This is a genomic window from Yoonia sp. (assembly GCF_017854565.1).
Lineage (GTDB): Bacteria > Pseudomonadota > Alphaproteobacteria > Rhodobacterales > Rhodobacteraceae > Yoonia.
Genome location: NZ_JAFMHJ010000002.1, coordinates 146,880 through 171,418, shown reverse-complemented (window position 1 = coordinate 171,418; position 24,539 = coordinate 146,880). Strand labels below are relative to the sequence as shown.

The window sequence follows — 24,539 nt, the reverse complement described above, 5'->3', positions numbered from 1 at the left end:
TTATGCCTAAAATTTAGGCGAAATACCATTGGCGCACGGTTTTTGTGCAAAGTCGTTGCGCATTTGCGGGCAGTCTTTAGGGTGGACTGATGAATGAGAGCCCCGCGTACTTTGATGAAATGCTGCAACCCGATGGCGGTCCACGTGGCCCCTATGCGCAGTATTACGACTGGCTCCGCAAGGAAGAGCCGGGCCGATTGTTGGAGAAATCGGCAGAAGCCGAGGCGCTTTTCCGGCTGACCGGCATTACTTTTAACGTCTATGGCGACCCCAGCGAAGCCGAGCGGCTGATCCCGTTCGACGTCATTCCGCGGATCATTGCGGGGCGCGAATGGGTCAAGGTGACAAAGGGGATCGAGCAACGTGTGCGGGCGCTGAATGCGTTCTTGCATGACATTTACCACCGGCAGGAAATTGTCCGCGCGGGCCGTGTCCCGGCGCATATGATTGCGCGCAACGCCGCGTTTTTGCCGCAGATGATCGGGGTGACGCCGCCGGGTGGGATTTATACCCATATCGTCGGCACCGATCTGGTGCGCACCGGACCGGATGAATTTTTCGTCCTTGAGGATAATGCGCGCACGCCGTCGGGGGTTTCCTATATGTTGGAAAACCGCGAGACGATGCTGCACATGTTCCCGGAGCTGTTTTCGAAGGTGAAGGTGCAAAGCGTGTCGCAGTACCCAAGGTCGCTGCGCCGGTCGCTGAGTGCCTGTGCGCCGCAGGCCTGCGAGGGCCGGCCGACGGTGGCCGTCTTGACGCCGGGGATATATAATTCCGCCTATTACGAACATGCATTTTTGGCCGATCAGATGGGTGCGGAACTGGTCGAGGGGCACGATCTGCGGGTGGTCAATGGCCGGGTCGCGATGCGGACCACCGAAGGGTACAAGCCGATTGACGTGCTGTATCGCCGGATTGACGATGATTATATTGATCCGCTGAACTTTAACCCCGATTCCATGTTGGGTGTGCCGGGGATCATGGATGTGTACCGCGCGGGCGGTATCACATTGGCCAATGCGCCGGGCACCGGGATTGCCGACGACAAGGCGATCTATTCCTATATGCCCGAGATTATTGAATTTTATACAGGCGAAAAGGCGATTTTGAACAATGTGCCGACGCATCGTTGTTCCGAACCCGAGGCGCTGAAATATGTGCTGGATAACCTTGCCGATCTGGTCGTCAAGGAGGTCCACGGATCGGGGGGCTATGGTATGTTGGTCGGGCCTGCGGCCAGCAAGGCCGAACTGGCGACGTTCCGCGCCAAGTTAGCGGCGAACCCGGATCATTATATCGCGCAGCCGACGCTGGCCCTGTCGACCGTGCCGATCCTGACGGACGCGGGGCTGGCACCGCGCCATGTGGACTTGCGGCCCTATGTTCTGGTGTCCCCCGACCGGATCGAGATTACCCCCGGTGGGCTGACCCGCGTCGCGCTGACCGAGGGGTCGTTGGTGGTGAATTCGTCCCAAGGGGGCGGCACCAAGGACACTTGGGTGCTGGAGGAGTAGCGGCAATGCTGGGCAAAACCGCAGGGGGCTTGTTTTGGATGTTCCGGTATCTGGAGCGGTCGGAAAATACCGCCCGGATGATTGACGCCGGTCTGCGCATTTCGCTGACCCGGTCGAGTGCGGCGGAATCGGAGTGGACGTCGATCCTGCATGCGACGGGGCTGCAGGCGGGGTATTTGCAGCGCTACAGCACGTATACCGGCGATCAGGTGATTGATTATCTGCTGCGCGACGAAACCAATCCGGGCAGTGTCCGCGCCGTCGTGGAAGCCGCGCGCAATGATGCCCGTTTGGTGCGCACCGCCCTGACCCGCGAGGTCTGGGAGGCGGTCAACGAATGCTACATGGTTCTGAAGGACGCGCTGGCGCACCCGATCAGCGACCGTGACTTGCCGCGTATCTTGCAGATGATCCGGCAGCGCAGCGCCTTTGTGCGCGGCGCCTTGCACGGCACGATGCTGCGCAATGAGATGTATGACTTTGCCCGGATCGGGACGTTTTTTGAACGCGCGGACAACACGGCGCGGATTTTGGATGTGAAATATTACATCCTGCTGCCGTCGGTCATGCATGTGGGCACGCCCACTGACAACGTGCAGTGGGAAACGATCCTGCGGGCGACGTCCGCGGTGCGCGCCTATCAGACGCTGCACGACGGTGAGGTGGACCCAAAGAGCATCGCCAAGTTTTTGATGCTGGACCGGCGCCTGCCGCGCAGCCTTGCGTTTTGCTATGGGAAAATACAGGACAATCTGGGTTATCTGGAAACGGATTATGGTGTCCGTCACCCCTGTCATGATCTGGCCGCGCGGATATGCAAACGGTTTGCGACCTATGATGTGGATGCTATTTTCGACTATGGCCTGCATGAATTTATCAGCGATTTCCTGAAGGACAGCGCCGCGTTGGGGCAGCAGATCGAAATCGACTATCGGTTTATAGAGTGAGCCCATGCGCCTGAAAATCCACCACCAGACCACGTATCATTATGACAGCCCTGTCCCCTACGGTTTGCAGCAACTGCGGTTGCGTCCCAAATCGCGCGAGGGGCAGGAGGTGTTGCATTGGGACATCGCGGTCGCGGGTGGCAAGCTTGAGGTGTGTTACGAGGATGAGCACGCCAATACTGTCGATCTGGTCAGTTTTGATCCCGGCCAGACCGAGATCAGCATCACCTGTTCGGGCGAGGTCGAGGTGACGGATAATCACGGGGTGGTTGGGCGTCAAAAGGGTTTTGTGCCGCTGTGGCTGTACGAGCGCAGTACCGCGCTGACCCAGGCCGGCGATGGCATCAAGGCGTTGGTTGCCGGACTGACGCGGGGAGAAACCGATCTTGCCACGCTGCACGCCCTGTCCGCCCATATTCTGGCGATGGTGCCCTATTCGACGGATCAGGCGGCGTCCGATCTGACGGTCGAGCAGGCAATTGCCGCAGGCCATGCCGTGTGTCAGGATCACGCGCATATCTTTATCAGTGCCGCCCGGCAGATGGGTTTCCCGGCGCGTTACGTGTCGGGGTATCTGATGATGGACGACCGCGTGATGCAGGATGCCAGCCATGCCTGGGCCGAGGCGCATGTCCCCGGACTTGGCTGGGTGGGGTTTGACGTGTCCAACGGTATTTCACCCGACGCCCGCTATGTCCGGGTCGCGACGGCCCTTGATTACCGCGGCGCAGCCCCGATTTCGGGGATGCGGTTTGGCAAGGGGGCGGAAAGCATGAATGTGTCCTTGCAGGTGCAGCAGCAATAGGTACATGATATGTTGCTTGAAACGGCTCTTGTACGGGGTCGCGCTGCATATATCGGGACGGTGTGACAAATGACCTATTGCGTTGGGATGCTGCTGGATCGTGGGCTGATCTTTATGGCGGATACCCGGACGAGTGCCGGTGTCGATAACATCTCGGTTGCGAAAAAGCTGCACAGTTGGGACGTGCCGGGTGAACGTGTGATCACGTTGATGACGGCGGGCAATCTGGCGACGACGCAATCGGTGATCAGTTTGCTGGATGAACGCGCCAAGGCCCCGCAGGATCGCAGCCCGTCCATCCTTGAGGCGCCGTCGATGTTTCAGATCGCACGCGAGGTCGGCACGACCCTCAAGGAAGTCATTCAGGCCAATGCGACGACGGGCCAGACCGCTGATTCTGCCTTTGGTGCGACGATCATTTTGGGCGGTCAGATCAAGGGTGCCCCGCCGCGTCTGTTCATGATCTACCCGGAGGGGAATTTCATCGAAGCGTCGGACGACAACCCGTTTTTCCAGATTGGCGAGGCGAAATACGGCAAGCCGATTTTGGTCCGCGCCTATCATCGGGACATGCAGTTTGAAGCCGCGCTGAAGCTGTTGATGGTCAGCTTTGATTCGACGATCAAGTCGAACCTGTCGGTGGGGCTGCCGCTGGATTACATGACGTATGACACCGATACGTTCACGCCGGGCCATGTGGGCCGGATTGCGCCTGACAACGACTATTATAACGCGGTGTCAAACGGCTGGGGCGAGGCGCTGAATGCCGCGTTTGATCAGTTGCCTGCGTTTACGTTCTAATCCCGGATTTCCGCAGGGTTGACGCCCCAAAGAACCGCCTTTGGCGCCCAGCCCCGGTAGCCGCCCGCAGTCAACTGGCACCAGTCGGCGGTACATTCGCCAAGGCGTGCAATGACGCCCGGTTCCAGTATCGCGTTTTCCAGCGATGTATCGTCAGGCCGTGCGCGCAGCGGTGTGGTTTGCCCGTCGATCAGCACGGTGCGCGCCCCCGACAGCATTGAGTAGTGGACCCAGCCCCCCTGGCCGTCACGGTCGATGACCCGGCGCCAGTGCCCGTATTCGGCGACAACCTGCAGCGGCATATTGCGCCGGGTGAAAACCCAGTCGATCCGGTGCGACAGCGATGGCCCGCGCCGCACATTGGATTCGCCCGCTTTCAACGACACGTAGCGTGGCAGCGGCAGGTTGGTTTCCGGCCCAAGGGTTGGGGCCTGACTGGTGGTTTGCGCCTGCGCCATGCTTGCGCAGACAAGAAGCGCGCAAATTCCCATTTGCACAACACGGAACCAATGCACCCATGCAATCATTGTCTGCCCTTAACTGCCATAATCTGGCGCGCGGTTCTTGTGCTGCGCGTCCCTTTGGCGCAACCTGACACGGCAGGGATGATTTGAAAACCCAGGGAGAGAGCCACATGCCGGGTAAGCATTTAAGTGTTGTCGTTACGCGACGGTTGCCCGAGGTGGTCGAAACCCGGATGAAAGAGCTGTTCGACGTCACCTTGCGCGAGAATGATGCGCCGATGACAGCTGATGAGCTGGTCGCGGCGATGCAGAACGCGGATGTTGTGGTGTCTACGATTACCGATCAGATCGACGCCAAGCTGTTGGGGCGCGCCGGTGACAGGCTGAAGCTGATCGCGAACTATGGCGCCGGTGTGGACAATATCGACGTCGCCACCGCGCGCCAGCGGGGCATCCACGTGTCCAACACGCCCGGCGTTGTGACAGACGATACCGCCGATATGGTCTTGGCGTTGATACTGGCCGTGACCCGGCGAATGGCCGAGGGGATGCTGTTGGCACAGTCGGATAATTGGGCCGGATGGTCGCCCACGGCGATGCTGGGGGGCCGGATCGCGGGCCGCCGTTTGGGTATTCTGGGAATGGGGCGGATTGGGCAGGCCGTTGCGAAACGTGCTGCCGCATTCGGGATGCAGGTGCATTACCATAACCGCAAGCGTCTGCGCCCCGAAGTGGAAGACGCGCTGGACGCGACCTATTGGGAAAGTCTTGATCAGATGGTCGCCCGGATGGATATCTTGTCGATCAACTGTCCACATACGCCATCGACGTTTCATCTGATGAACGCGCGCCGGTTGAAATTGATGAAGCCGACGGCGGTGATCGTGAACACATCGCGCGGCGAGGTGATCGACGAAAATGCCCTGACCCGGATGCTGCGCGCGGGTGAGATCGCGGGTGCCGGTCTGGACGTGTTCGAGCGTGGTCATGAAATTAACCCGCGTCTGAAAGAACTGCCCAATGCGATTCTGCTGCCGCATATGGGATCGGCCACCATCGAAGGCCGGATCGAGATGGGCGAGAAGGTGATTGTGAACATCAAGACCTTTGCCGATGGTCACAGACCGCCTGATCTCGTTGTCCCAAGTATGCTGTAATACGGCAGCGACTGTATTTTATTGATGCGCAGGCAGCGCGGTGCAAAGGGTAGTCTAAATGCGGATATTGCTTCCGGTACTGGGTGTTTTCATTGTCATTTTGGCCGCGGCTGGGCTGTATCTTTTCAAGCTGGGGCTGGATGATTACATGGCATCGCAAAGCATCGCATCGGTTCCCGTTGCGGCACCCGCCGGATGGGCCGCACAGCCATATGACACCGCTCAGGGCGAGGTGATCACCGGCACTGTCCTGATGCCATCAGCCGTTGGTGGCAGCACCACGAATGACATTTTGCTGGCATTTGAAAGCGCTGTTGCGGGTGATGACGATGGCGTCGTCCATGCGTTTGCGCGCGGTGACGAACGGATCGTGTTGCGGATGCGGGTGGCACCCCTGATCAAACAGCGGCTGTCGTTGAAGCAGCGTATGGGGATTGAAGAGGTGACGGAGCAAGAGGCGTTGGGCACGGTTCTTGGGGCGGTTGATGGCGTGTCATTTGTGATCATGCCGCAGGTGTCAGCGGTGATGGGGCAGCCGTTGCCGGTTCCGGTGGATTACCGCCACATCACGGCAAGCATTGGTGATCCCAAGGTTGCAGAGACGATTGAAGTCGCCGTGCTGACCAATAGCAGTGATGCCGCAATTGCCGCTGTGATTGGCGGTCTGGATATTGCGGCGCTGAATGAAAAGCTGCCGACGCCAAGCGATGCGATCACGCCTCAGGCGGGGTTTGTCGCGGCGCGCCAGCAACCGCTTTCCGACGTGCCGCCACCGCCGAGCGCGCCCTACCGGGCGCATCGTATGTTAGAGACCGCGTCGTTCGATACGCTGAATGCGGATATTCTTGGCCTGATCCGCGCCGGGGATATCGTGACGATGGCCGATCTGCAGGTCGTTTATCCCAAGCTGGATGGGATCTTGCTTGAGGTGCTGCAACTGCTTGATGGCGGGGGACCCGAAAACTTTGCACGGTATTATGCGACGGTATTAAGCAAGAGTGGGCGGAGCTGGAACAATTACGAATATTATGTGCTGTCCGAGATTGCCAAGGCGGGCACGTCGCAGGCCAGTCTGGCGGACTATCTGAGCAATGGATACGACATCGCGCCCGAGGTGATGGCGCTGGTACAGCGATTGCCGGAAACGTCGCCCGAGGGGCCGGGGCAGGTGCCGGAGGCCGAGGCCGCCACAACGCCTGTCGTCACGCCAAACGGCCAAAACCGGATTGGGACCGGCGGTTGCACGCTGCAAGCCGGTGTGCGCCGTTGCGTGGTCGGTAGCGACTGAGTTCTTGGCGGGCCTGATGGGGCAAGACCCGGTCGTACGGTGCTGATCTGTTGCGCGCTGTCGCAATCGTGCGCTGAGATGTCGGCTGGTTCTTTCGTTGGCGCGCCGTTTGGCGCAGATTGTGCCGAAGGTATGCCAAGGGAGTCGCCTATATGAAAACGCAAGTCAAAGCATTGGTTGTGGGCGGCGGTGCTGTTGGCACGTCGATCGCCTATCATCTGGCCCGCGCGGGGTGGGATGATGTGATGCTGTTGGAGCGAGATGAGCTGACATCGGGATCGACATGGCATGCGGCGGGGCTGCTGCCGTTGTTCAATATGTCGTTTGCGACGACGCACATCCACAAATACTCGGTCGAGTTCTACAAATCTCTTGAGGCCGAAACCGGTTTGAACGCGGGGTTTGCCGTGGTTGGCAACCTGCGCATGGCCCAGACGCAGGCGCGGATGGACGAGTATATGCTTTATGCCTCGACCGCCGAGACCTGCGAGGTGCCATATGTCTGGATGACCCCCGATGAGATCAAGGCCAAATGGCCGCTGATCCGCACAGAGGATTTGAAGGGCGCACTTTATCACAATACCGACGGGTATATTAACCCCGCCGATGTCACCCAAGCGATGGCCAAAGGTGCGCGTCAGCGCGGCGTCGCGATCGAGCGGAAGTGGCAGGCGGATGCGTTTCACTGGACTGGCACCTCATGGGAGGTGACCTGCACCAAGATGGTCGAGAAAGGCGGCAACCTTGTGCCGTCCGACGAACAGGTCGTGATCACCGCAGAACATGTGGTGACGGCCAGCGGCAACCACGCCCAGACCACGGCCAAGAAGCTGGGCATCAAGATACCCGCGATCCCGGTCGAGCATCAGTTTATCGTCATGGATCAGGACCCCGCGCTGGTAAAGTACCGCGCCGCAGGCAACCCCGAACACCCGGTCGTTCGCGATGCCGATGCCCAGTCGTATGTGCGTGAAGAGCGTGGCGGCTGGATTTTGGGTGTCTACGAAAAGGGCGCACCTGCGGTCTTTGAATACGGTGTGCCGGACAGTTTCCGCGCTGATCTTTTCCCGCTCGATCTGGAGCGGATAGAGGATCAGTATATGGCGATGATCCACCGGATACCTTCGTGCGAGGAAAGCGGTCTGAAGGATGATTTCAACGGGCCGATCTGCTATACACCCGACGGTAACCCGCTGGTCGGACCCGCGCCGGGTCTGCGCAATATGTGGCTGGCGGAAGGGTTTTCGTTCGGGATTACGGCGGCCGGCGGCACCGGGTATTATCTGGCGCAGTTGATGGTTGATGGTGAGGCCGAGATCGACATGGCGTCGCTTGACCCCAAGCGTTACGGCGATTGGATGACGACCGAGTTTGCGGCGCGCAAGAACGAGGAATGTTATGACCATGTTTATGTCTTGCACCATCCCGATGAGGAACGCCCCGCCTGTCGGCCTTTGCGCACGTCACCGGCGTATGACCGCCAAGCGGTACGGGGCGCGCAGTTTGGGTTTGTGAACGGCTGGGAGCGGCCAAATTATTTTGCGCCGATGGGGTTCAACGATCACGATGCGCGGTCGTTCCGCCGGGGTGGCTGGTGGCAATATGCGGTGGCCGAAGCCAAGGCAATCCGCGAGGGCGTGGGCCTGATCGACGCCACGGCATTCACCAAACATATTGTCAAAGGGCCGGGGGCGACGGCGTTTCTGGATTGGTTCACGACCAACAAGTTGCCACGCGTGGGGCGGATTAATCTGACCTATGCGCTGACGGATCATGGCACGACGCGCACGGAATATACGATCGTGCGGTTGTCCGAGGATGAATATTATCTGGTGAGCGCAGGGGCATGGACCGCGTATGACGCGGATTTCCTGCGGAAGGCGGTCGAAGATATGGAGCCGCAGTTCGGCCGGATCGAGGTGCAGAACGTCACCACGCAATGGGGCGTGTTTGCGATTGCCGGACCCAAGGCGCGGGATGTGTTGTGCGCGGTGATCAAGGACGCAGACCCCGCGACGGCGCTGTCCAACAAGCGGTTTCCGTGGCTGAGCGCCCAGCGGATTGAGCTGGGAATGTGTCCGGTGAATGCGATCCGGGTGGCCTATACCGGCGAGCTGGGATGGGAGCTGCATCATCCGATCGAGATGCAGAATTACCTGTTTGATCTGCTGGAAAAGGCGGGCGAGCCGTATGGTATGAAGCTGGTGGGTGCGCGGGCACAGAACTGGTTGCGGCAAGAAAAGAGCTATCGGGCGTTTGGCAATGAATTGGGCCGTGATGCGACCCCGCTCGAGGCGGACTTGCCGCGCTTCGTGGACCTGTCAAAGGATTTCCACGGCAAATCCGCTATGCAGGCCAAAGGCATCCGGTCGAAATGTGTGACCCTGCTGATTGATGGGCCCGCAGATGCAGACCCATGGGGCCGCGAGGCGCTGTATGATCTTGACGGTGTCCGGGTTGGCCGGCTGACATCGGGCGGCTATTCGGTGGCGTTCGAGAAATCAATTGGACTGGGGTATGTGCGCCCTGAACTGGCCGTTGTGGGGACCAAGTTGCAGGTCAAGATGCTGGACCGGTTGTGGGACGCGCAGATTGTCGAAGACAGCCCGTATGATCCCGCCAATGCCACGATCAGGGCTGACGTGTAGGGTGGGTCAAGACCCACCTTACGGTCTTGCGGCGGACATGCTGCGGTGTGGCGACTGCACGTTATTGGCGCAGGTCGTCCAACCGTTGCTTTTGCTGGCCGTTCGCGTCGAAGTTAGCGGGTGATAGCCATGCCTCGAAGCCTTTTTTGAGGCGGGGCCAGTCCTTGTCGAGAACGGAAAACCACGCGGTGTCGCGGTTGCGTGCTTTGTAGATTGTCGCCTGTCGGAATAATCCGTCATAGCTGAAACCCAACCGTCTCGCGGCGTGTTGCGAGGCGGCATTCAGCGCGTCGCATTTCCATTCGTAACGCCGGTATCCCAGATCGTCGCAGGCGTGGCGCATCAGCAGATACATGGATTCCGTTGCCGCCGGGGTGCGTTGCAGGGCCGGGGCGAAGGCGATGAAACCGACTTCGATCACGCCGGAGTTGGGTTGAATCCGCAGGTAGCTGGCGATGCCGGTCGGTTTGCGCGTCGCCTTGTCGATGATGGCAAAGAACAGCGGATCGCGGCTGTCGATTGCGACAGCCAGCCAATTGGAAAAGCCGGTGATGTCATGGAAAGGGCCGATGGGCATATAGGTCCAGAGCGCGCCGGTGGTATCTGCGCTGTAGGCGTCGAAAAGAGCGGGACCATGTGCCATTGCAAGTGGCGTTAGATCGCAGAATTGGCCGTGCAGGGTCGTGCCTTGGGGGGGCCGCGCACCCGTCCAGTCGGGGAGCGGGGCGCCGATGGGCTGACCCTGCGCGTTGGTGTGCCCGGTCATGTGAAGCGCGCAGGTGCGAGGGCTGCGACCATGTCGGCGGGCAAGGGCGAGGGGCGTCCGGCGATGATGTCGCACAAAAGCTGGCTCGCGGCGGGTGCGGATTGCATGCCATAGCCGCCTTGCCCGGCGCACCAGATGAAACGGGCGTCTGCGGCGTCCGGGCCAAGGACCAGCGTGCGGTCGGGGGCAAAGGTGCGCATGCCGGCCCATGATGTCAGCAGCCGGGTGACGGGTTCGGTCACATGGGCCTCATAGCGGGCCAGCCCCTGGGCCAGTGTCATGTCATCGGCAAAGACGTCGTGGGGTGTGACCGGATCTTCGTCGGCGGGCGACACGATCAGCGCGCCTGCATCGGGTTTGGCGTACCAGTTTTCGCCCGGACCGAACAGCATCGGCCAGCGGCTGACGTCGTGCCCGCCGGGGGCGGGTATGCGGGCCATGGAACGGCGCAATGGGGTGAAGCCCAGCGGCGCGATCCCGGCCATCTGTGCGATGACATCCACCCATCCGCCTGCGGCGTTGATCAGGGTTTTCGCCGTATAGGTGGCGTTTGTTGTTGTCACGTCCCAGCCGAATCGGGTGCGGGTGATTGCCGTGACGTCGGACCGTGTCATGATTTGTGCGCCATTTGCGCGGGCCGTGCGGGCGAAGGTCTGTATCAGCTTGTCCGTGTCGATATCCCATGCATCGGCGTGATAGGCGGCGCGGTCGATCGCTTTGGCGTCAAGGATCGGGATCATCGCCTGCGCCTCGGGCAGGGTGATCGGATCGAGCTGCATTTGCTTTTGGTCTGCGGTAAAGGCGTCTGCGGTATCGGCGGTGCCGATCAGCAAAAGCCCGCGCGGGCTAAGGACGTCGGCCTGCACGTGGTCGTCATGGCTGGCGGCATTCAGCGCGATGGTGGCAGGTTCGCCGTAGTTTCCCTCGAACAAGGCGGCGGAGCGGCCCGAGGCGTGATAGGCAAGCGCGCCTTCGCGTTCGAGCAGGGTCACGCTGCCCAAGTGCGACAGCCGCGCGGCGGTTGATATGCCTGCAATGCCGCCGCCGATGATCAAGAAGTCTGTCACGCTTCTTCGAGCCGGTCCGTGGCCGGGGCCGGGCTGAGGCTGAGTGCTGTGATCCTGTCGTAAAGTTCGGGTGTCATGACGAAGGCTTCGGCATCCAGCGAGGGGTGCAATTGCGCGACCGAGCGGGCGGAAATGATGGGGGACGGTCGTGCCCGGTGGGCCGCGACCCACGCGACGGCAAGGGTTGCGGGGGCCACGCCAAGGTCAACGCCCAGCGCGCCCAGCGTCGCGGCGGTGGCGTGCATCCAGTCCAGACCATAGCGCGCTTTGTAGCGGTGATCGTCGGTCAGGCGCCCGGTTGCGCCCTGGGCGTATTTCCCGGTCAGCAACCCACCGCCGAGGGGGGAGTAGGGGGTGATCTGGATGGTCTGATCCTGGGCCATCGGAAAGATTTCGACCTCGGCTTGCCGTTTGACGAGGCTGTACATGGGTTGGATCACGTCGATCCGCGTACCCAGCGATTTCGCGACGCTCTGGGCTTTCATCACTTGCCAGGCGGCGTAGTTGGACACGCCGATGTGGCGGATCGCGCCGGTCGATTGCAGTTCGGCGAGCGTGCTGAAGGTTTCCTCGAGCGGGGTGTCGGGGTCGAACCTGTGCATATAAAGCAGGTCGACGGCGTCCTGATTGAGCTGCTTGCGGCAGGTGTCGAAATGGGTGGTGATATTGGCGCGGCTGGCGCCGCCGCGGTAGCCCACTTTGGTTGCGACATACAGGTCGTCGCGGGCATCGCGGATAAAACCGCCCAGCAGAGTTTCGGACGCGCCATCGGTATAGCCGACGGCGGTGTCAAAATGACTGATCCCGGCGTCGCGGGCAGCGTCAAACATGGCGCGGCTTTCATGCGCATCGGCGGTGCCGCCGAATTGCATGGTGCCGAAGGTGAGGCGGGAAACGGGCGTGCCGTTGCGGGTTGTCAGCTGTGTCATAGGCGGCAGATTGGCACGGCTTTGGCACAATGAAAAGCGGTCTGGTGGCGGTGGGTTAAAACCCACCTTACGGTCTGGTTTCTGCCGGCCCCGCCCTGTCGGCTGGGGTCTTTGGTTGACAAGTGTCAGGCCGCATGGTCGCGTAGGTCACGCCTGTCAACAAGGAGATGTGACATGACCTATGTGCCTGCCGGGGATCGTTATGACCGGATGGTTTACCGCCGTTGCGGTGCGTCAGGTGTCAAGCTGCCGGCGGTGTCATTGGGGCTTTGGCACAACTTTGGCCATGACACCCCCCATGAGACAAAGCGCGCGATTTGCCGGACTGCGTTTGATCATGGGATTACGCATTTCGATCTGGCCAACAACTATGGCCCGCCGCCGGGGGCTGCGGAGCATGCGTTTGGGGCGATACTGGCCGATGATTTCAAGGGCTATCGCGATGAGATGATCATCAGTTCCAAAGCCGGGTATGACATGTGGCCCGGCCCCTATGGCGAATGGGGCAGCCGCAAATACATGGTGGCGTCGTGTGATCAATCGCTCAGGCGGATGGGGCTGGATTATGTCGATATCTTTTATTCGCACCGCTTTGATCCCGAGACCCCGTTGGAGGAAACCATGGGAGCGCTGGATTATATCGTGCGGTCGGGGCGCGCGCTTTATGCTGGGATTTCGTCGTATAATTCCGAGCGGACGCGCGCGGCCGTGGCGATCTTGAAGGATCTGGGCACGCCCTGTCTGATCCATCAGCCAGCGTATAATATGCTGAACCGGTGGGTCGAGCGGGATGGGTTGAAAGACACGTTGACCGAGCTGGGCGTGGGGTCGATTGCGTTTACCCCGCTGGCGCAGGGGATGCTGACCCAGAAGTATTTGGGCGGTGTGCCCGATGGCAGCCGCGCGGCGCAGGGCAAGTCGCTGTTCCCCGCCATGCTGACGGATCGTGCGATCGCCAATATTCGCAAGCTTGATGAGGTCGCGCAGGGCCGTGGCCAGACGCTGGCGCAGATGGCGATTGCGTGGGTGCTGCGCGACGGTGGGATCACCACGGCGCTGATTGGGGCATCCAAGCCGTCGCAGGTCGTTGACTGCGCGGGGGCGGTTGGGAATTTGGCGTTTTCCACCGAAGAGTTGGCGCTGATTGATGCATATGCTGATGAAGAGCAGATCAATTTATGGGCGCAGTCGGCGGAGCAGCAGGAGGGTGCGGCCGCGCGCAAGAAGACCTGAGCGATGCCGCATCGGGTGGGTTGAAACCCACCTTACGGTCGTGCATCCGGCGTGCGCGGTTGGCCTTGCCGTGCTTTGCATCGGGGAGAAAGGGGTTTACATTTGCCCGCCCTCTGGGCCTTTTGCATGAGGGCGAGACAAGGAGTTTGCGTGCGTGGTTTCCCGGTAGCGAAGGCGGGCCAAGTTATTGGCCTTTTGGGCGGGTCGTTTGATCCGCCGCACGAAGGGCATGTGCATATCACCAAGGCCGCGTTGCAGTGGTTCGGGCTGGATCATTTGTGGTGGCTGGTCACACCGGGGAACCCGTTGAAGGCCAATGGCCCGGCGCCGTTGGCCGGGCGGTTGCAGGCGGCGCGGCATTTGATGCGGCACCCACGCGTGACCGTCACGGATATCGAGGCGCGTTTGGGCACAAGGTACACCGCACAGACCCTGCGGGCGTTGCGCCGCCGCTATCCGGGGGTGCGGTTCGTATGGCTGATGGGCGCCGATAATCTGGCGCAGTTTCATCGCTGGCAGGACTGGCGCGGGATCATGGAGGCGGTGCCTGTGGGCGTGATGGCCCGACCGGGTGACCGGATTGCCGCACGTTTATCCAAGGCCGCACGGGTTTATGCCCAAGCCCGGCTGCCGGGGCGTGCAAGCCATGTTTTGGGACATCATGCGGCACCGGCGTGGTGTTTTGTGAATGTCCCGCTGTCGGATCAATCATCGACGGCCATTCGGGCGCGGGGCGGCTGGCGATGACGCTGTCGCGGCGCATGATGTTGGCGGGCATGATTGCATCTGCGGCGACCAGCGATGCCCTGGCCGAAGCGCCGCTGCTATCCAGACGCCCGGTTGCCCGCAGCGTTGGCCCCGACGTTGCCCGGCAGATGATTGTGCGGGCTGGATTGTCGGGCGCCGTGGGGCTTGTGATTGCCGATGTCGCGACGGGCGCGGTCTTGGAGAGTGTCCATGCCGATCTGCCGCAACCCCCGGCCAGCGTCAGCAAGGCGGTGACGGCCTGTTATGCGATAGAAGCCTTGGGCGCGCAGTATCAGTTTGAAACACGCCTATTTGCCGATGGGCCGATCAGGGACGGCATTTTAGATGGCAATTTGATCTTGGCCGGGGGCGGTGATCCGAACTTACTGACCGATGATCTGGCAGATCTGGCGGCCCTGCTGAAGGCTGCGGGCCTGACAGAGGTCAGGGGGGATTTTCTGGTGTGGGGCAATGCGCTGCCCAATGTGGACCAGATTGATGGCACGCAGCTGGCGCATCTGGGCTATAATCCGACGGTGGCCGGGCTGAACCTTAATTTCAATCGGGTGCATTTCGCATGGCAGCGGGCAGGGAATGATTTTACCACGGTACTGGATGCGCGCAGCGACAAATATCGCCCGTCGGTGACATCTGCGCGGATGCAGATTGTGGATCGTGGCGCGCCGGTGTTCACCTACCACGCAGGCGATGGTGTGGATGAATGGACCGTGGCGCGGCAGGCGCTGAATGCCGCGGGGTCGCGGTGGTTGCCGGTGCGCCATCCCGCGCTTTATGCAGGCGAGGTTTTTGCCATTTTTGCCCGCGCGCAGGGCATCGTGCTGAAACCCGCGCGCGCGGTTGCGGCGTTGCCTGCGGGGCGGGTGCTGGCCCGCAATCAAAGCGCGCCATTGGTCGAGATGATGCGCGGGATGCTGCGCTATTCCACCAATATCACGGCTGAGGCGGCGGGTCTTTCGGCGACGATGGCGGTGACGGGCCAGCGGCGGGGATTGCAGACCTCGGCGCTTGGCATGGCGCGGTGGGCGCAGCGGCGGGCAGGTGTCGCGCCGTATTTCGTGGATCATTCAGGGCTGGCGGATACATCGCGGATCACGGCCAGTGATATGGTGCGTCTGCTGACGGCGGATGGGACGCAGGCGCTGCTGCATCCGTTGCTAAAGGAGATACCGCTGGTGGATCGGGGTGGCCGCGCGATTGCCGGGTCTGAGGGCGCTCTGCATGCCAAGACCGGCACATTGAATTTCGTATCATGCCTTGCCGGTTATCTGCGCACCGCAGGAGGCCGCGATCTAGCGTTTGGGTTCTTTGCTGCTGATCTGGAGGCGCGTGCGCAGGGCAAGCTGCTGGGCGATGAAAAGCCGCGCGGTGCCGGGCCGTGGAATGCCAAGGCCAAGCGGTTGCAGCAGCAGATTTTGCAGCATTGGGCGGCCAGCGGCGCGTAGTTGCCGGCCTAAAGCGTCATGTGCCGGGCGCGGGCACCACGTTCGATCGCGGCGGCATGCAGCCGGTCCAGATTCAGCTCATCGCGGATTTCTTCCAGCATCCGGGCCTCGGAGCCAACGATCGTGCCGTCCGCAGCGGCGACATCGCAGGACAGGGCATAGGCGGTTTCATAGAGCCGTTCAGGAAGCGCGTCGCGGATCAGGCCAAAAAGCGCCTCGAGTCCGTCTTCTTGTTCGAGCAGGTCAAAGACCATTTGCGACATCCGTGGCAGGCGTTCTGCGTCGTAATCGGCAAAGATTGGCAGGTGGTTGATGGCCGTGCTCATCTTGACCAGTTCGGGTGTGCTGATCCTTTCGTCCGACGCCGACACGGCGATCATGAGCGCGGCAAGCGCATCCGGGGCGGTCATGGGGGCGTCTTCGAGCATTGCATATCCTTTGGTTACACCACCCGTTTATTGACGCCTTGCCGTTCAAGCAATAGGAAGTGCGCGGTATGGGCGCTATTGGGGCGCTCCATGACGAGCGAGAGACATGATGAGCAATTTGCGCGACGCTGCGATGACGTCCAAGGCCTGGCCTTTTGAAGAGGCGCGCCGATTGCTGAAACGGTATGAAAAAAAGGCACCTGAAAAGGGCTATGTGCTGTTCGAAACGGGCTATGGCCCGTCCGGCCTGCCGCATATCGGTACATTCGGAGAGGTCAGCCGCACAACAATGGTGCGGCGCGCGTTCGAGGTGATTTCGGATATCCCGACCCGTCTACTTTGCTTTTCGGATGATATGGATGGGATGCGCAAGATTCCCGGCAATGTGCCTGACCCTGAAAAGCTGAAACCATTCATGCAGCGCCCGCTGACATCGGTGCCTGATCCGTTTGGCACGCATGGCAGTTTTGGCGACCATATGAATGCGCGGCTGAACAACTTTCTGGATACCTTTGGGTTCGAGTATGAGTTTGCGTCGTCGACGGAATATTATCAGTCCGGCAAAATGGATGCGATTCTGCTGCGGGCGGCGGAAAAATATGATGAGATCATGGCGATCATGCTCAAGTCATTGCGCGAGGAACGTCAGGCGACCTATTCGTGTTTTCTGCCGATCAGCCCCAGCACTGGCCGGGTGCTGTATGTGCCAATGAAGAACGTCAGCAAGGACGGCATGATCACCTTTGATGATGAAGACGGCACCGAAGTCACCGTTTCCGTCACCGGCGGCAATTGCAAGTTGCAGTGGAAGCCGGATTTCGGCGCGCGCTGGGCCGCGCTGGATGTCGATTTTGAGATGTACGGCAAGGACCACGCCACGAACACGCCGATCTATGATGGGATTTGCCGGGTGCTGGGTGGCCGTCCGCCCGAGCATTTCACCTATGAGCTGTTTCTGGATGCCGAAGGGCGCAAGATTTCCAAGACCTCGGGCAACGGTCTGACGATTGACGAATGGCTGACCTATGCCTCGACCGAGAGTCTGACGTATTTCATGTATCTCAAGCCCAAGACGGCCAAGCGGATGCATTTTGATGTGATCCCCAAGGCGGTGGACGAATACCATCAGCAACTGCGCGCGTATCCCGATCAGGATGATGCGGCGCGGCTGAACAACCCGGTGTTCCATATTCATGGCCATAACGTGCCTGCGTCCGATATGGTGGTGCCGTTTGCGATGCTGCTGAATTTGGCGTCCGTGTCGGGGGCCAAGGACAAGCAAACCCTCTGGGGCTTTATTCAGCGGTATGCACCGGATGCATCAGCGATGAACAATCCGCAGATGGATCAGGCGGCGGGTTTTGCCGTGCGGTATTACAATGATTTCGTGAAGCCGACAAAGGTCTATCGTGCGCCCACCGACAAGGAGCGTGCAGCGTTGCTGGATTTGGTGGCGCGGCTGAAGGTCTGGGATGGTGGGCTGGACGCCGAGGCGTTGCAGTCGATGGTATTCGCTGTCGGCAAGGAACATGGCTTCGAGCCGCTGCGCGACTGGTTTACCGCGCTTTACGAAGTGTTGTTGGGCGCGTCGCAGGGGCCACGATTTGGCGGGTTCATCGCCCTTTACGGTGTGGATGAGACGGTTGCATTGATCGAAGGGCAACTGGCCGATTAGGATGATTGTCCACATGAAATGAAACTATTTGGCGGTTTGTCCCGTATCTATTGTAGATAGGTAGAAGCGGAGACAGACATGCCACGTATTTTTGCAGCGGTTTTAGGGCTTTGGATGGCGGCGACAGCGGCCTTTGCGCAGGATGCGGGGGCCATTGCGGATGTGATCGGCAGCCAACTGCAGGCGTTCAACGAACGCGATGTCGATGGCGCGTGGTCCCATGCCAGTCCGATGATCCAAGGACTGTTCGGGAACCCCGAAAACTTTGGCATGATGGTGCAGCGCGGCTATCCCATGGTGTGGGATAATGCGGAAGTGCGGTTTCTAGAGCTGCGCGAGATCGCGGGTGAGCAGTGGCAAAAGATCATGATCCGCGATGCATCCGGTGGGCTGCATATGCTGGATTATCAAATGATCGAAACCGCTGACGGATGGCAGATCAATGGCGTGCAATTACTGCGTGCGCCCGATGTCGGTGCCTGATTATCGGAGTTGATCAGGCCGTTGCGCGGCGCACCGTGACGGTGCTGTCAGGCCGCATTTATCCCGCGAAGGTACTTTTTTGTCAGCGGTCCGGCAATCTGTCGGGCTTTTGCGGGTTTGGCAGGCAAAAAGGGTACATCAATGAACAAAGCGATAACTGACGGGATTGTGTTTATGCCACTGCCCTTTGCGGCGGGGCTTGGGGTTTGGTCAAGCGGGGATGGCACGCCGGGGTCAGATACCTATGCGGTCAGCGGATCGGGCGTGTTTGTGGCGGCTGATCAGGACTTTGCAGGCTGCCTTGAGGTGCTCAAGGTCGATACCTTGGCGCGGGTGCGGTACATGGGCGAAACGCCGATTTTGCCGGGCTGCTATTTGCGGATCACGGCAAGGGTCAAGGCCGTCGCAGGCCCGTTGCCCGCTGTGCGGGTGTCGGGCTGGGCCGGGCTTGCCGGGGGTGGTGCTGCGGCAGGTTTGCCGCAGACCGGGCCGTCGGTGCAGCTGACGACCTATGGCGCGGTTGTCGAGGTCAGCGCGATTGTCGGCACTGGTGATCGCACCGGCGTTGACCTGCTGTGGACCGGGGCCAACTATGGCCACTTCGGCATTGACCTGACCGGGCCGAATGGTGGCTTGGTTCGGGTGGACGACATCTTGATCGAGGACGTGACGTCTGTGTTTACGCGCGATCTGCTGGCGCTGGTCGATGTGCGTGACTTTGGCGCCAAGGGTGATGGTGTCACCAATGACGCCGCCGCGTTCGAGGCGGCCGATGCCGCCGCGAATGGCCGTACGGTGATGGTGTCGGCGGGCACCTATCTGCTGGCTGGCAGTGTGACGATGGAAAATAAGGTAAAGTTCGAGGGCACGGTCGTGCAGGCGCCCGAGTATCGGTTCATCCTGCAACGCGACTATAACTATGAAACCTACCTTGAGGCATTCGAGGACGAAGAGGTTGCCTTTAAAAAGGCATTTCAGGCCCTCATAAATTTTTCGGACCATGAATCGCTGGATCTGATGGGGCGACGAATATCGCTGACGGGTCCGGTGGATATGCAGGCCTGTGATCCGTCCAAAGACCGCTACGAGATCCGGCGCGTCATCCGCAATGGCCAGTTTCAGCCGGTCGACGGCGCCGCTTGGGACACCACCGAGGTGACATCGCAGGCGACCTATAGCGCGTCAGATGAAACCCGGCTGATCAATGTTGTCAATATCGCCAATATTCCGGTGGGGTCGCTGGTGCAGGGCAATGGCGTAGGCCGCGAGATTTACGTGCGTTCGGTCAATGTCGGCAGTCAGACGCTGGAACTGAGCCGCCCGTTGTTCGATGCCGAAGGCACGCAGATATTTACCTTTACCCGGTTCAAGTACCTGCTGGATTTTTCGGGCTATGAAAAGTTCAGCCAGTTCGTGCTGGATGATATTGAATTTCAGGGCAGCGGCATCGCCAGTGGCGTGATGATGGCGCCGGATGGCCTCACGTTTCATATCCGCGATTGTTTCATCAACAAACCCAAGGATCGCGGCATCACATCGCCGGGGAACGGCTGTCAGGGGATGATGATTGACCGCTGTCAGTTGATCTCGGGGGAGCAGGAGGTGCCGGTGTCAGGCCGGGTCAGCATCGGGTTCAACGCCAACGCCAATGACGTGAAAATTCGTGACAATCGCACCAGCAAGTTCAAGCATTTCTGTGTGCTGGCCGGGTCCGGTTCGTTGATTTCGGGCAATCACTGGTTCCATGGCGATGATGAGGTCAACGGCGTACGCAAAGGTGGCATTGTGATCACCCTGCCGAACCCGAAAACCGTGTTTACCGGCAATTACTGCGACAACAATTTCATCGAGTGGACCAATGAACATTCCAGCGAACCCGCGCTGGGCGTGCAGTTTTCGTTTGGTGGCCTGACGATCACCGGGAATATCTTTACCACCAATGACGTCGCCGATTGGTTCAATTTCATTGTGATCAAACCTTATGGGCCGAACCATTATATCAACGGCTTTGCGGTGGTCAGTAATGTGTTCCGGTCGCTGAATGGCAAAATTGACCGGGTCGAGCATGTCGATACGACCTTTGCCGATCTGGATTTCAGCCGGACCCGCGGGCTGAATTTCTCGGGCAATGTGTTCCATAATGTCAGCGAACCAGTGCAGAACCCGGCCAATCTGACCCATATTCAGGCGACTGCGGCGACGACATGGACGATGGATACCGGTACGTATCTGCCGTTTGGTGGCCGCGCCCGGTTTGTGGATGCGGTGATGCCGCAGGGTGCGATAACCGATGCCGGCGACGTCCGAACCCATGATTTTCCGTGGGCCGAGGGCGAGCAGGGTGCGAATTTGCGGTCGGTTCATCTGAATTGGCGGGTGCCGGTCAAGGGGACGGTGCGGTATCAGGTGCGGATGGACGAGACCGCAGACTGATCACACCGGGATTCGTTGGAATGGGGCGCCTACGGGCGCCCTTTTGCTTTTTATAGTGCGTTTGCCTTAAAATTGTGCGCATGCTGGGCTGGTTGGCGAAAGATCGGTGGGAATACGCTGCCGGCACTGGTCAAGCTGTCGGTTTCCTTGGCACGGTTTCAAGAGTTCTTTTGATAGCCGAGCCATTATCATCACCTATGCCGCCCCAATCCCCACCGCCTATGCGGTACCAGCCGCCCCGCGGGCCGAGGGCGCGATGCGTCTGGTGGCCAAGCGCCGGGGCGTGGCGTCTGTGATAGCGGATTTACGGCAGCAAGGATCGCTGAAGGCGCTGTTCCCGCGCGCGCAGGGTGATGCGCTTGACGTGGTGTTTCTGAATACGGCGGGTGGTTTGACGGGCGGCGACCGCATGCGCATTGATCTGGTCGCGAGGGCGGGGGTCAGTGTTCATGTGTCGTCGCAGGCGGCTGAGCGTGCGTATCGGGCGCATCCGGGGCAGGTGGCCCGCGTCGATGTCGGTCTGGAGGTGGCCGCGGGCGCGCGTGTGCATTGGCTGCCGCAAGAGACGATCCTTTTTGAAGGTGCCGCTCTTGACCGGCGTCTGTCGGTGCAGTTGGTCGGCGATGCGACCGCGCTGATTGTCGAGCCAGTGATTTTTGGCCGTGCCGCAATGGGTGAAGTGGTCCGCGATTTGCAGTTTATGGATCATTGGCGGATTTGGCGCGACGGTACGTTGGTTTTTGCCGATACGGTGCGGATCATGGGCAATGCGGATGCGCTGTTGCAGCGCAATGCGGTTGCCGGGGGCGCCGGGGCGATGGCCACCGTCTTGCTGGCGGGGCCAACGGCTGCGGCGCTGGCCGGTCTTGATCTGCCGCAGGATGCGGGTGCCAGTCTGATTGCCGATGATCTGTTGCTGGTCCGCCTGCTGGCGCGGGACGGTTTTGATCTGCGCCGCGCCCTGATACCCGTGATTGAGGCGCTTTCTGCGGCCCCGCTTCCCCGCGTTTGGAGACTTTGAGAAATGCAATTGACCCCCCGTGAAAAAGACAAGCTGCTGATCAGCATGGCCGCCGAGGTCGCGCGCAAGCGGCTGGCCCGCGGTGTCAGGCTGAACTACCCCGAAGCGATCGCGCTGATCACCGATGCGGTTGTCGAAGGCGCGCGCGACGGGCGGTCGGTCGCTGATATGATGCAGGCCGGTGCGCAGGTGATTACCCGTGATCAGGTGATGGATGGCATCGCGGAGATGATCCATCAGGTACAAGTCGAGGCGACGTTTCCCGATGGCACCAAACTGGTGACGGTCCACGATCCGATCCGGTGATTTTTGAGTATTTGGGGACATAAGAAATTGGGAGACATGCAATGAAACCCGGCGAGATCATGGTAGCGGGCGGCGATATTACGTTGAATGCGGGGGCGGCGGTTCTGGTGCTGGAAGTCGCCAACACCGGGGATCGTCCGGTGCAGGTGGGGTCGCATTTTCATTTTGCCGAGGTGAATGCCGCGTTGGATTTTGACCGTGGCGCGGCACATGGAATGCGGCTTGATATTACCGCCGGGACCGCCGTGCGGTTTGAGCCGGGGCAGCGACGCGAGGTCACGCTGATCCCGCTGTCGGGCGCGCGGCGGGTGTTTGGGTTTAATCAGGCTGTGATGGGGGATCTTTGATGTCCTCATTTTTTGGGTCACTTTCGGATCAACCAGTCAATCGCGCGACTGATCGTGGACTTGATGATCTCGTGCGCGGCTCTTGGCAAAAAATCGCTTGGTTCCATCGGTTGGCGCCTTTTCTAGAAACGAATTACCTTCGTTTCCTGGCAACCCCTCTAATAGGGCCAGTTCGCGGTTGCAGTTCAGGAGACTTTCGGATGCCACTGCACCAACACATGAAAGGTTCGTAGCCCATGCCAGCGACAATCAACCGCCGCGACTATGCCGCGATGTTTGGCCCCACGGTGGGTGACAAGGTGCGCCTTGCCGACACCGAACTGTTCATCGAGGTCGAGCAGGATTTTACCATCTACGGCGAAGAGGTGAAATTCGGCGGCGGCAAGGTGATCCGCGACGGGATGGGGCAATCGCAGGTGACGCGGGCGGCGGGGGCTGTCGATACGGTGATCACCAATGCGCTGATCGTGGATTGGACCGGGATCATCAAGGCGGATGTCGGCCTCAGGGGCGGGCGGATCGTCAAGATCGGCAAGGCGGGCAATCCCGACACGCAGCCGGGGGTGAATATCATTGTGGGACCCGGAACCGAGGCGATTGCCGGTGAGGGGCGCATTTTGACGGCGGGTGGCATCGACAGCCATATCCACTTTATCTGCCCACAGCAGATCGAAGATGCGCTGCATTCGGGGCTGACGACGATGATTGGTGGCGGCACCGGGCCGGCGCATGGCACGCTGGCCACGACCTGCACGCCGGGGCCCTGGCATTTGGGCCGGATGTTGCAGGCCGCCGATGCGTTTCCGATGAACCTTGCGTTTGCGGGCAAGGGAAATGCCAGCCTGCCAGCCGCGTTGGAAGAACAGGTTTTGGCGGGCGCGTCGTGCCTGAAGCTGCATGAGGATTGGGGCACTACCCCGGCGACGATTGATTGCTGCTTGGCTGTCGCCGATGCCTGGGATGTGCAGGTGATGATCCACACCGATACGCTGAACGAAAGCGGTTTCGTCGAAAATACGGTTGCGGCCCTGAAGGGGCGCACGATCCATGCCTTTCATACCGAGGGTGCGGGTGGTGGCCATGCGCCGGATATCATCAAGATTTGCGGTCTGCCCAACGTCATCCCGTCGTCCACCAATCCGACCCGGCCTTTCACCGTGAATACGGTGGACGAGCATTTGGACATGCTGATGGTCTGTCATCATCTGGATAAATCCATCCCCGAAGATGTCGCCTTTGCCGAAAGCCGTATCCGCCGCGAAACCATTGCCGCCGAAGATATCCTGCATGATATGGGCGCGTTTTCGATCATCGCGTCTGACAGTCAGGCCATGGGCCGCGTCGGCGAGGTGATTATCCGCACTTGGCAGACCGCGCATAAAATGAAGGTGCAACGCGGTGCCTTGCCCGGTGAAAAGGGCGGCAACGATAACCTGCGGGTGCGGCGGTATATTGCGAAATACACGATCAATCCGGCGATTGCGCATGGGATTTCGGCGCATGTCGGGTCCGTCGAGGAAGGCAAGCGCGCCGATCTGGTGCTGTGGGACCCTGCGTTTTTCGGGGTAAAGCCCGAGATGATCCTGATGGGGGGCACGATTGTGGCAGCACAGATGGGTGACCCGAATGCGTCGATCCCGACACCGCAGCCGGTCTATACGCGACCGATGTTCGGGGCCTATGGCCGGTCGGTGGAAAACTCTGCCGTTATCTTTGTAAGCGGTGCGGCGCAGGATGCGGATATGCGCACGACCCTTGGGTTGGCCAAGCAGACGCTTGCGGTGCAAGACACCCGCAATATCGGCAAAAAGGATCTCAAACTGAACGATGCGATGCCCCATGTGGAGGTGAACCCCGAAACCTACGAAGTCCGCGCGGATGGCGAGCTGCTGACCTGTGAGCCGGCGGAAACCCTGCCGATGGCGCAGCGGTATTTTCTGTTTTGAAGGAAGATACCTGCCACGCCGCTCTGGGTTGGCGCATTTGTCGAGAGAGAGCGAAACCTTGGGCGCTG

The 24,539-nt window shown here is 60.3% G+C and carries 22 protein-coding genes; 17 read left to right on the top strand and 5 right to left on the bottom strand.

Annotated features, from left to right (window positions below; genetic code table 11):
- Positions 1-89: 89 nt before the first annotated feature.
- The 4 genes from QZ196_RS02065 (at position 90) to QZ196_RS02050 (ending at position 4,070) form a co-directional block, all read left to right on the top strand.
- Entirely contained in the window at positions 90-1,517 is a 1,428-nt protein-coding gene (locus QZ196_RS02065) for a circularly permuted type 2 ATP-grasp protein (RefSeq protein ID WP_296423351.1), read from the top strand.
- A 5-nt stretch (positions 1,518-1,522) separates the two neighbouring features.
- The gene (locus QZ196_RS02060; protein WP_296423349.1) at positions 1,523-2,464 is read left to right on the top strand and encodes an alpha-E domain-containing protein; all 942 of its coding nucleotides are present in this window, start codon (positions 1,523-1,525) and stop codon (positions 2,462-2,464) included.
- Between the two features lie 4 nt (positions 2,465-2,468).
- Positions 2,469-3,269: a transglutaminase family protein gene (locus QZ196_RS02055; protein ID WP_296423347.1), complete on the top strand. Its 801-nt coding sequence runs from the start codon at positions 2,469-2,471 to the stop codon at positions 3,267-3,269.
- A gap of 69 nt (positions 3,270-3,338) precedes the next feature.
- Positions 3,339-4,070 (top strand): proteasome-type protease, encoded by a 732-nt coding sequence (locus QZ196_RS02050; RefSeq protein ID WP_296423344.1) that lies wholly within the window; start codon positions 3,339-3,341, stop codon positions 4,068-4,070.
- Here QZ196_RS02050 and QZ196_RS02045 read toward each other — a convergent pair.
- Positions 4,067-4,597 carry an SH3 domain-containing protein gene (locus QZ196_RS02045; RefSeq protein WP_296423341.1) on the bottom strand — a complete coding sequence of 177 codons (531 nt, stop codon included), beginning with the start codon at positions 4,595-4,597 and terminating at the stop codon, positions 4,067-4,069. The two genes, QZ196_RS02050 and QZ196_RS02045, sit on opposite strands and share 4 nt — an antisense overlap.
- 107 nt (positions 4,598-4,704) lie before the next feature.
- Between QZ196_RS02045 and QZ196_RS02040 the strand changes: the two genes are divergently transcribed.
- The 3 genes from QZ196_RS02040 (at position 4,705) to QZ196_RS02030 (ending at position 9,627) form a co-directional block, all read left to right on the top strand.
- Positions 4,705-5,691 (top strand): D-glycerate dehydrogenase, encoded by a 987-nt coding sequence (locus QZ196_RS02040; protein ID WP_296423339.1) that lies wholly within the window; start codon positions 4,705-4,707, stop codon positions 5,689-5,691.
- 58 nt (positions 5,692-5,749) lie between these two features.
- Positions 5,750-6,979 carry a hypothetical protein gene (locus QZ196_RS02035; protein WP_296423336.1) on the top strand — a complete coding sequence of 410 codons (1,230 nt, stop codon included), beginning with the start codon at positions 5,750-5,752 and terminating at the stop codon, positions 6,977-6,979.
- A gap of 152 nt (positions 6,980-7,131) precedes the next feature.
- Positions 7,132-9,627 carry an FAD-dependent oxidoreductase gene (locus tag QZ196_RS02030; RefSeq protein ID WP_296423335.1) on the top strand — a complete coding sequence of 832 codons (2,496 nt, stop codon included), beginning with the start codon at positions 7,132-7,134 and terminating at the stop codon, positions 9,625-9,627.
- A gap of 61 nt (positions 9,628-9,688) precedes the next feature.
- Here the strand turns inward: QZ196_RS02030 and QZ196_RS02025 are convergent, their stop codons facing one another.
- Genes QZ196_RS02025 through QZ196_RS02015 form a run of 3 tightly spaced genes read right to left on the bottom strand, consistent with a single transcriptional unit; the run spans position 9,689 to position 12,389 of the window.
- A complete protein-coding gene (locus QZ196_RS02025) occupies positions 9,689-10,393 on the bottom strand; it encodes a GNAT family protein (protein WP_296423334.1) in 705 nt (234 codons plus the stop codon).
- Positions 10,390-11,460 carry an FAD-dependent oxidoreductase gene (locus QZ196_RS02020; protein ID WP_296423332.1) on the bottom strand — a complete coding sequence of 357 codons (1,071 nt, stop codon included), beginning with the start codon at positions 11,458-11,460 and terminating at the stop codon, positions 10,390-10,392. The genes QZ196_RS02025 and QZ196_RS02020 overlap by 4 nt, the downstream gene beginning before the upstream one ends.
- Positions 11,457-12,389, bottom strand: coding sequence for an aldo/keto reductase (locus QZ196_RS02015; protein WP_296423331.1), 933 nt, complete (start codon positions 12,387-12,389; stop codon positions 11,457-11,459). Before QZ196_RS02015 ends, QZ196_RS02020 begins: the two co-directional genes overlap by 4 nt.
- 174 nt (positions 12,390-12,563) lie before the next feature.
- Here QZ196_RS02015 and mgrA point away from each other — a divergent pair, with 174 nt between their 5' ends.
- The 3 genes from mgrA (at position 12,564) to dacB (ending at position 15,832) form a co-directional block, all read left to right on the top strand.
- Positions 12,564-13,622 carry an L-glyceraldehyde 3-phosphate reductase gene (mgrA, locus tag QZ196_RS02010; protein ID WP_296423328.1) on the top strand — a complete coding sequence of 353 codons (1,059 nt, stop codon included), beginning with the start codon at positions 12,564-12,566 and terminating at the stop codon, positions 13,620-13,622.
- 126 nt (positions 13,623-13,748) lie between these two features.
- Positions 13,749-14,369 carry a nicotinate-nucleotide adenylyltransferase gene (locus tag QZ196_RS02005; protein ID WP_296423324.1) on the top strand — a complete coding sequence of 207 codons (621 nt, stop codon included), beginning with the start codon at positions 13,749-13,751 and terminating at the stop codon, positions 14,367-14,369.
- On the top strand, positions 14,297-15,832 hold the full coding sequence (gene dacB, locus QZ196_RS02000; RefSeq protein WP_366510938.1) for a D-alanyl-D-alanine carboxypeptidase/D-alanyl-D-alanine-endopeptidase: 1,536 nt from the start codon (positions 14,297-14,299) through the stop codon (positions 15,830-15,832). The genes QZ196_RS02005 and dacB overlap by 73 nt, the downstream gene beginning before the upstream one ends.
- Positions 15,833-15,840: 8 nt before the next feature.
- Here dacB and QZ196_RS01995 read toward each other — a convergent pair whose 3' ends face one another.
- Positions 15,841-16,260, bottom strand: coding sequence for a tellurite resistance TerB family protein (locus QZ196_RS01995; protein WP_296423321.1), 420 nt, complete (start codon positions 16,258-16,260; stop codon positions 15,841-15,843).
- Between the two features lie 109 nt (positions 16,261-16,369).
- On the opposite strand from QZ196_RS01995, the gene QZ196_RS01990 reads away from it, so the two are divergent.
- The 7 genes from QZ196_RS01990 to ureC all read left to right on the top strand — a co-directional run bounded on the left by QZ196_RS01990 (position 16,370) and on the right by ureC (position 24,471).
- On the top strand, positions 16,370-17,935 hold the full coding sequence (locus QZ196_RS01990; protein ID WP_296423429.1) for a lysine--tRNA ligase: 1,566 nt from the start codon (positions 16,370-16,372) through the stop codon (positions 17,933-17,935).
- Positions 17,936-18,013: 78 nt separating this feature from the next.
- Positions 18,014-18,418: a DUF4864 domain-containing protein gene (locus tag QZ196_RS01985; RefSeq protein ID WP_296423320.1), complete on the top strand. Its 405-nt coding sequence runs from the start codon at positions 18,014-18,016 to the stop codon at positions 18,416-18,418.
- A gap of 141 nt (positions 18,419-18,559) precedes the next feature.
- Positions 18,560-20,851 carry a glycosyl hydrolase family 28-related protein gene (locus QZ196_RS01980; RefSeq protein ID WP_296423318.1) on the top strand — a complete coding sequence of 764 codons (2,292 nt, stop codon included), beginning with the start codon at positions 18,560-18,562 and terminating at the stop codon, positions 20,849-20,851.
- Positions 20,852-21,107: 256 nt separating this feature from the next.
- Positions 21,108-21,872 carry an urease accessory protein UreD gene (locus tag QZ196_RS01975; RefSeq protein WP_296423316.1) on the top strand — a complete coding sequence of 255 codons (765 nt, stop codon included), beginning with the start codon at positions 21,108-21,110 and terminating at the stop codon, positions 21,870-21,872.
- 3 nt (positions 21,873-21,875) lie between these two features.
- Positions 21,876-22,178, top strand: a complete 303-nt coding sequence (locus QZ196_RS01970) for an urease subunit gamma (protein WP_296423314.1) — start codon at positions 21,876-21,878, stop codon at positions 22,176-22,178.
- A 41-nt stretch (positions 22,179-22,219) separates the two neighbouring features.
- Positions 22,220-22,525, top strand: coding sequence for an urease subunit beta (locus tag QZ196_RS01965; RefSeq protein ID WP_296423312.1), 306 nt, complete (start codon positions 22,220-22,222; stop codon positions 22,523-22,525).
- A gap of 236 nt (positions 22,526-22,761) precedes the next feature.
- Positions 22,762-24,471: an urease subunit alpha gene (ureC, locus tag QZ196_RS01960; protein WP_296423310.1), complete on the top strand. Its 1,710-nt coding sequence runs from the start codon at positions 22,762-22,764 to the stop codon at positions 24,469-24,471.
- The last annotated feature ends 68 nt before the right edge of the window (positions 24,472-24,539 follow it).

Excerpts from the sequence above, each read along its gene's own strand:
- QZ196_RS02005 (WP_296423324.1), top strand. The coding sequence starts at position 13,749 with ATGAGGGCGAGACAAGGAGTTTGCGTGCGTGGTTTCCCGGTAGCGAAG.
- QZ196_RS01970 (WP_296423314.1), top strand. The coding sequence starts at position 21,876 with ATGCAATTGACCCCCCGTGAAAAAGACAAGCTGCTGATCAGCATGGCC.
- QZ196_RS02035 (WP_296423336.1), top strand. The coding sequence starts at position 5,750 with ATGCGGATATTGCTTCCGGTACTGGGTGTTTTCATTGTCATTTTGGCC.
- QZ196_RS02065 (WP_296423351.1), top strand. The coding sequence starts at position 90 with ATGAATGAGAGCCCCGCGTACTTTGATGAAATGCTGCAACCCGATGGC.
- QZ196_RS02060 (WP_296423349.1), top strand. The coding sequence starts at position 1,523 with ATGCTGGGCAAAACCGCAGGGGGCTTGTTTTGGATGTTCCGGTATCTG.
- ureC (WP_296423310.1), top strand. The coding sequence starts at position 22,762 with ATGCCAGCGACAATCAACCGCCGCGACTATGCCGCGATGTTTGGCCCC.
- mgrA (WP_296423328.1), top strand. The coding sequence starts at position 12,564 with ATGACCTATGTGCCTGCCGGGGATCGTTATGACCGGATGGTTTACCGC.
- QZ196_RS01975 (WP_296423316.1), top strand. The coding sequence starts at position 21,108 with ATGCGTCTGGTGGCCAAGCGCCGGGGCGTGGCGTCTGTGATAGCGGAT.
- QZ196_RS01980 (WP_296423318.1), top strand. The coding sequence starts at position 18,560 with ATGAACAAAGCGATAACTGACGGGATTGTGTTTATGCCACTGCCCTTT.
- QZ196_RS02045 (WP_296423341.1), bottom strand. The coding sequence starts at position 4,597 with ATGATTGCATGGGTGCATTGGTTCCGTGTTGTGCAAATGGGAATTTGC.
- QZ196_RS02050 (WP_296423344.1), top strand. The coding sequence starts at position 3,339 with ATGACCTATTGCGTTGGGATGCTGCTGGATCGTGGGCTGATCTTTATG.
- QZ196_RS01985 (WP_296423320.1), top strand. The coding sequence starts at position 18,014 with ATGCCACGTATTTTTGCAGCGGTTTTAGGGCTTTGGATGGCGGCGACA.
- QZ196_RS01990 (WP_296423429.1), top strand. The coding sequence starts at position 16,370 with ATGAGCAATTTGCGCGACGCTGCGATGACGTCCAAGGCCTGGCCTTTT.
- QZ196_RS02040 (WP_296423339.1), top strand. The coding sequence starts at position 4,705 with ATGCCGGGTAAGCATTTAAGTGTTGTCGTTACGCGACGGTTGCCCGAG.
- QZ196_RS02055 (WP_296423347.1), top strand. The coding sequence starts at position 2,469 with ATGCGCCTGAAAATCCACCACCAGACCACGTATCATTATGACAGCCCT.
- QZ196_RS02025 (WP_296423334.1), bottom strand. The coding sequence starts at position 10,393 with ATGACCGGGCACACCAACGCGCAGGGTCAGCCCATCGGCGCCCCGCTC.
- QZ196_RS01995 (WP_296423321.1), bottom strand. The coding sequence starts at position 16,260 with ATGCTCGAAGACGCCCCCATGACCGCCCCGGATGCGCTTGCCGCGCTC.
- QZ196_RS02030 (WP_296423335.1), top strand. The coding sequence starts at position 7,132 with ATGAAAACGCAAGTCAAAGCATTGGTTGTGGGCGGCGGTGCTGTTGGC.
- QZ196_RS02015 (WP_296423331.1), bottom strand. The coding sequence starts at position 12,389 with ATGACACAGCTGACAACCCGCAACGGCACGCCCGTTTCCCGCCTCACC.
- QZ196_RS01965 (WP_296423312.1), top strand. The coding sequence starts at position 22,220 with ATGAAACCCGGCGAGATCATGGTAGCGGGCGGCGATATTACGTTGAAT.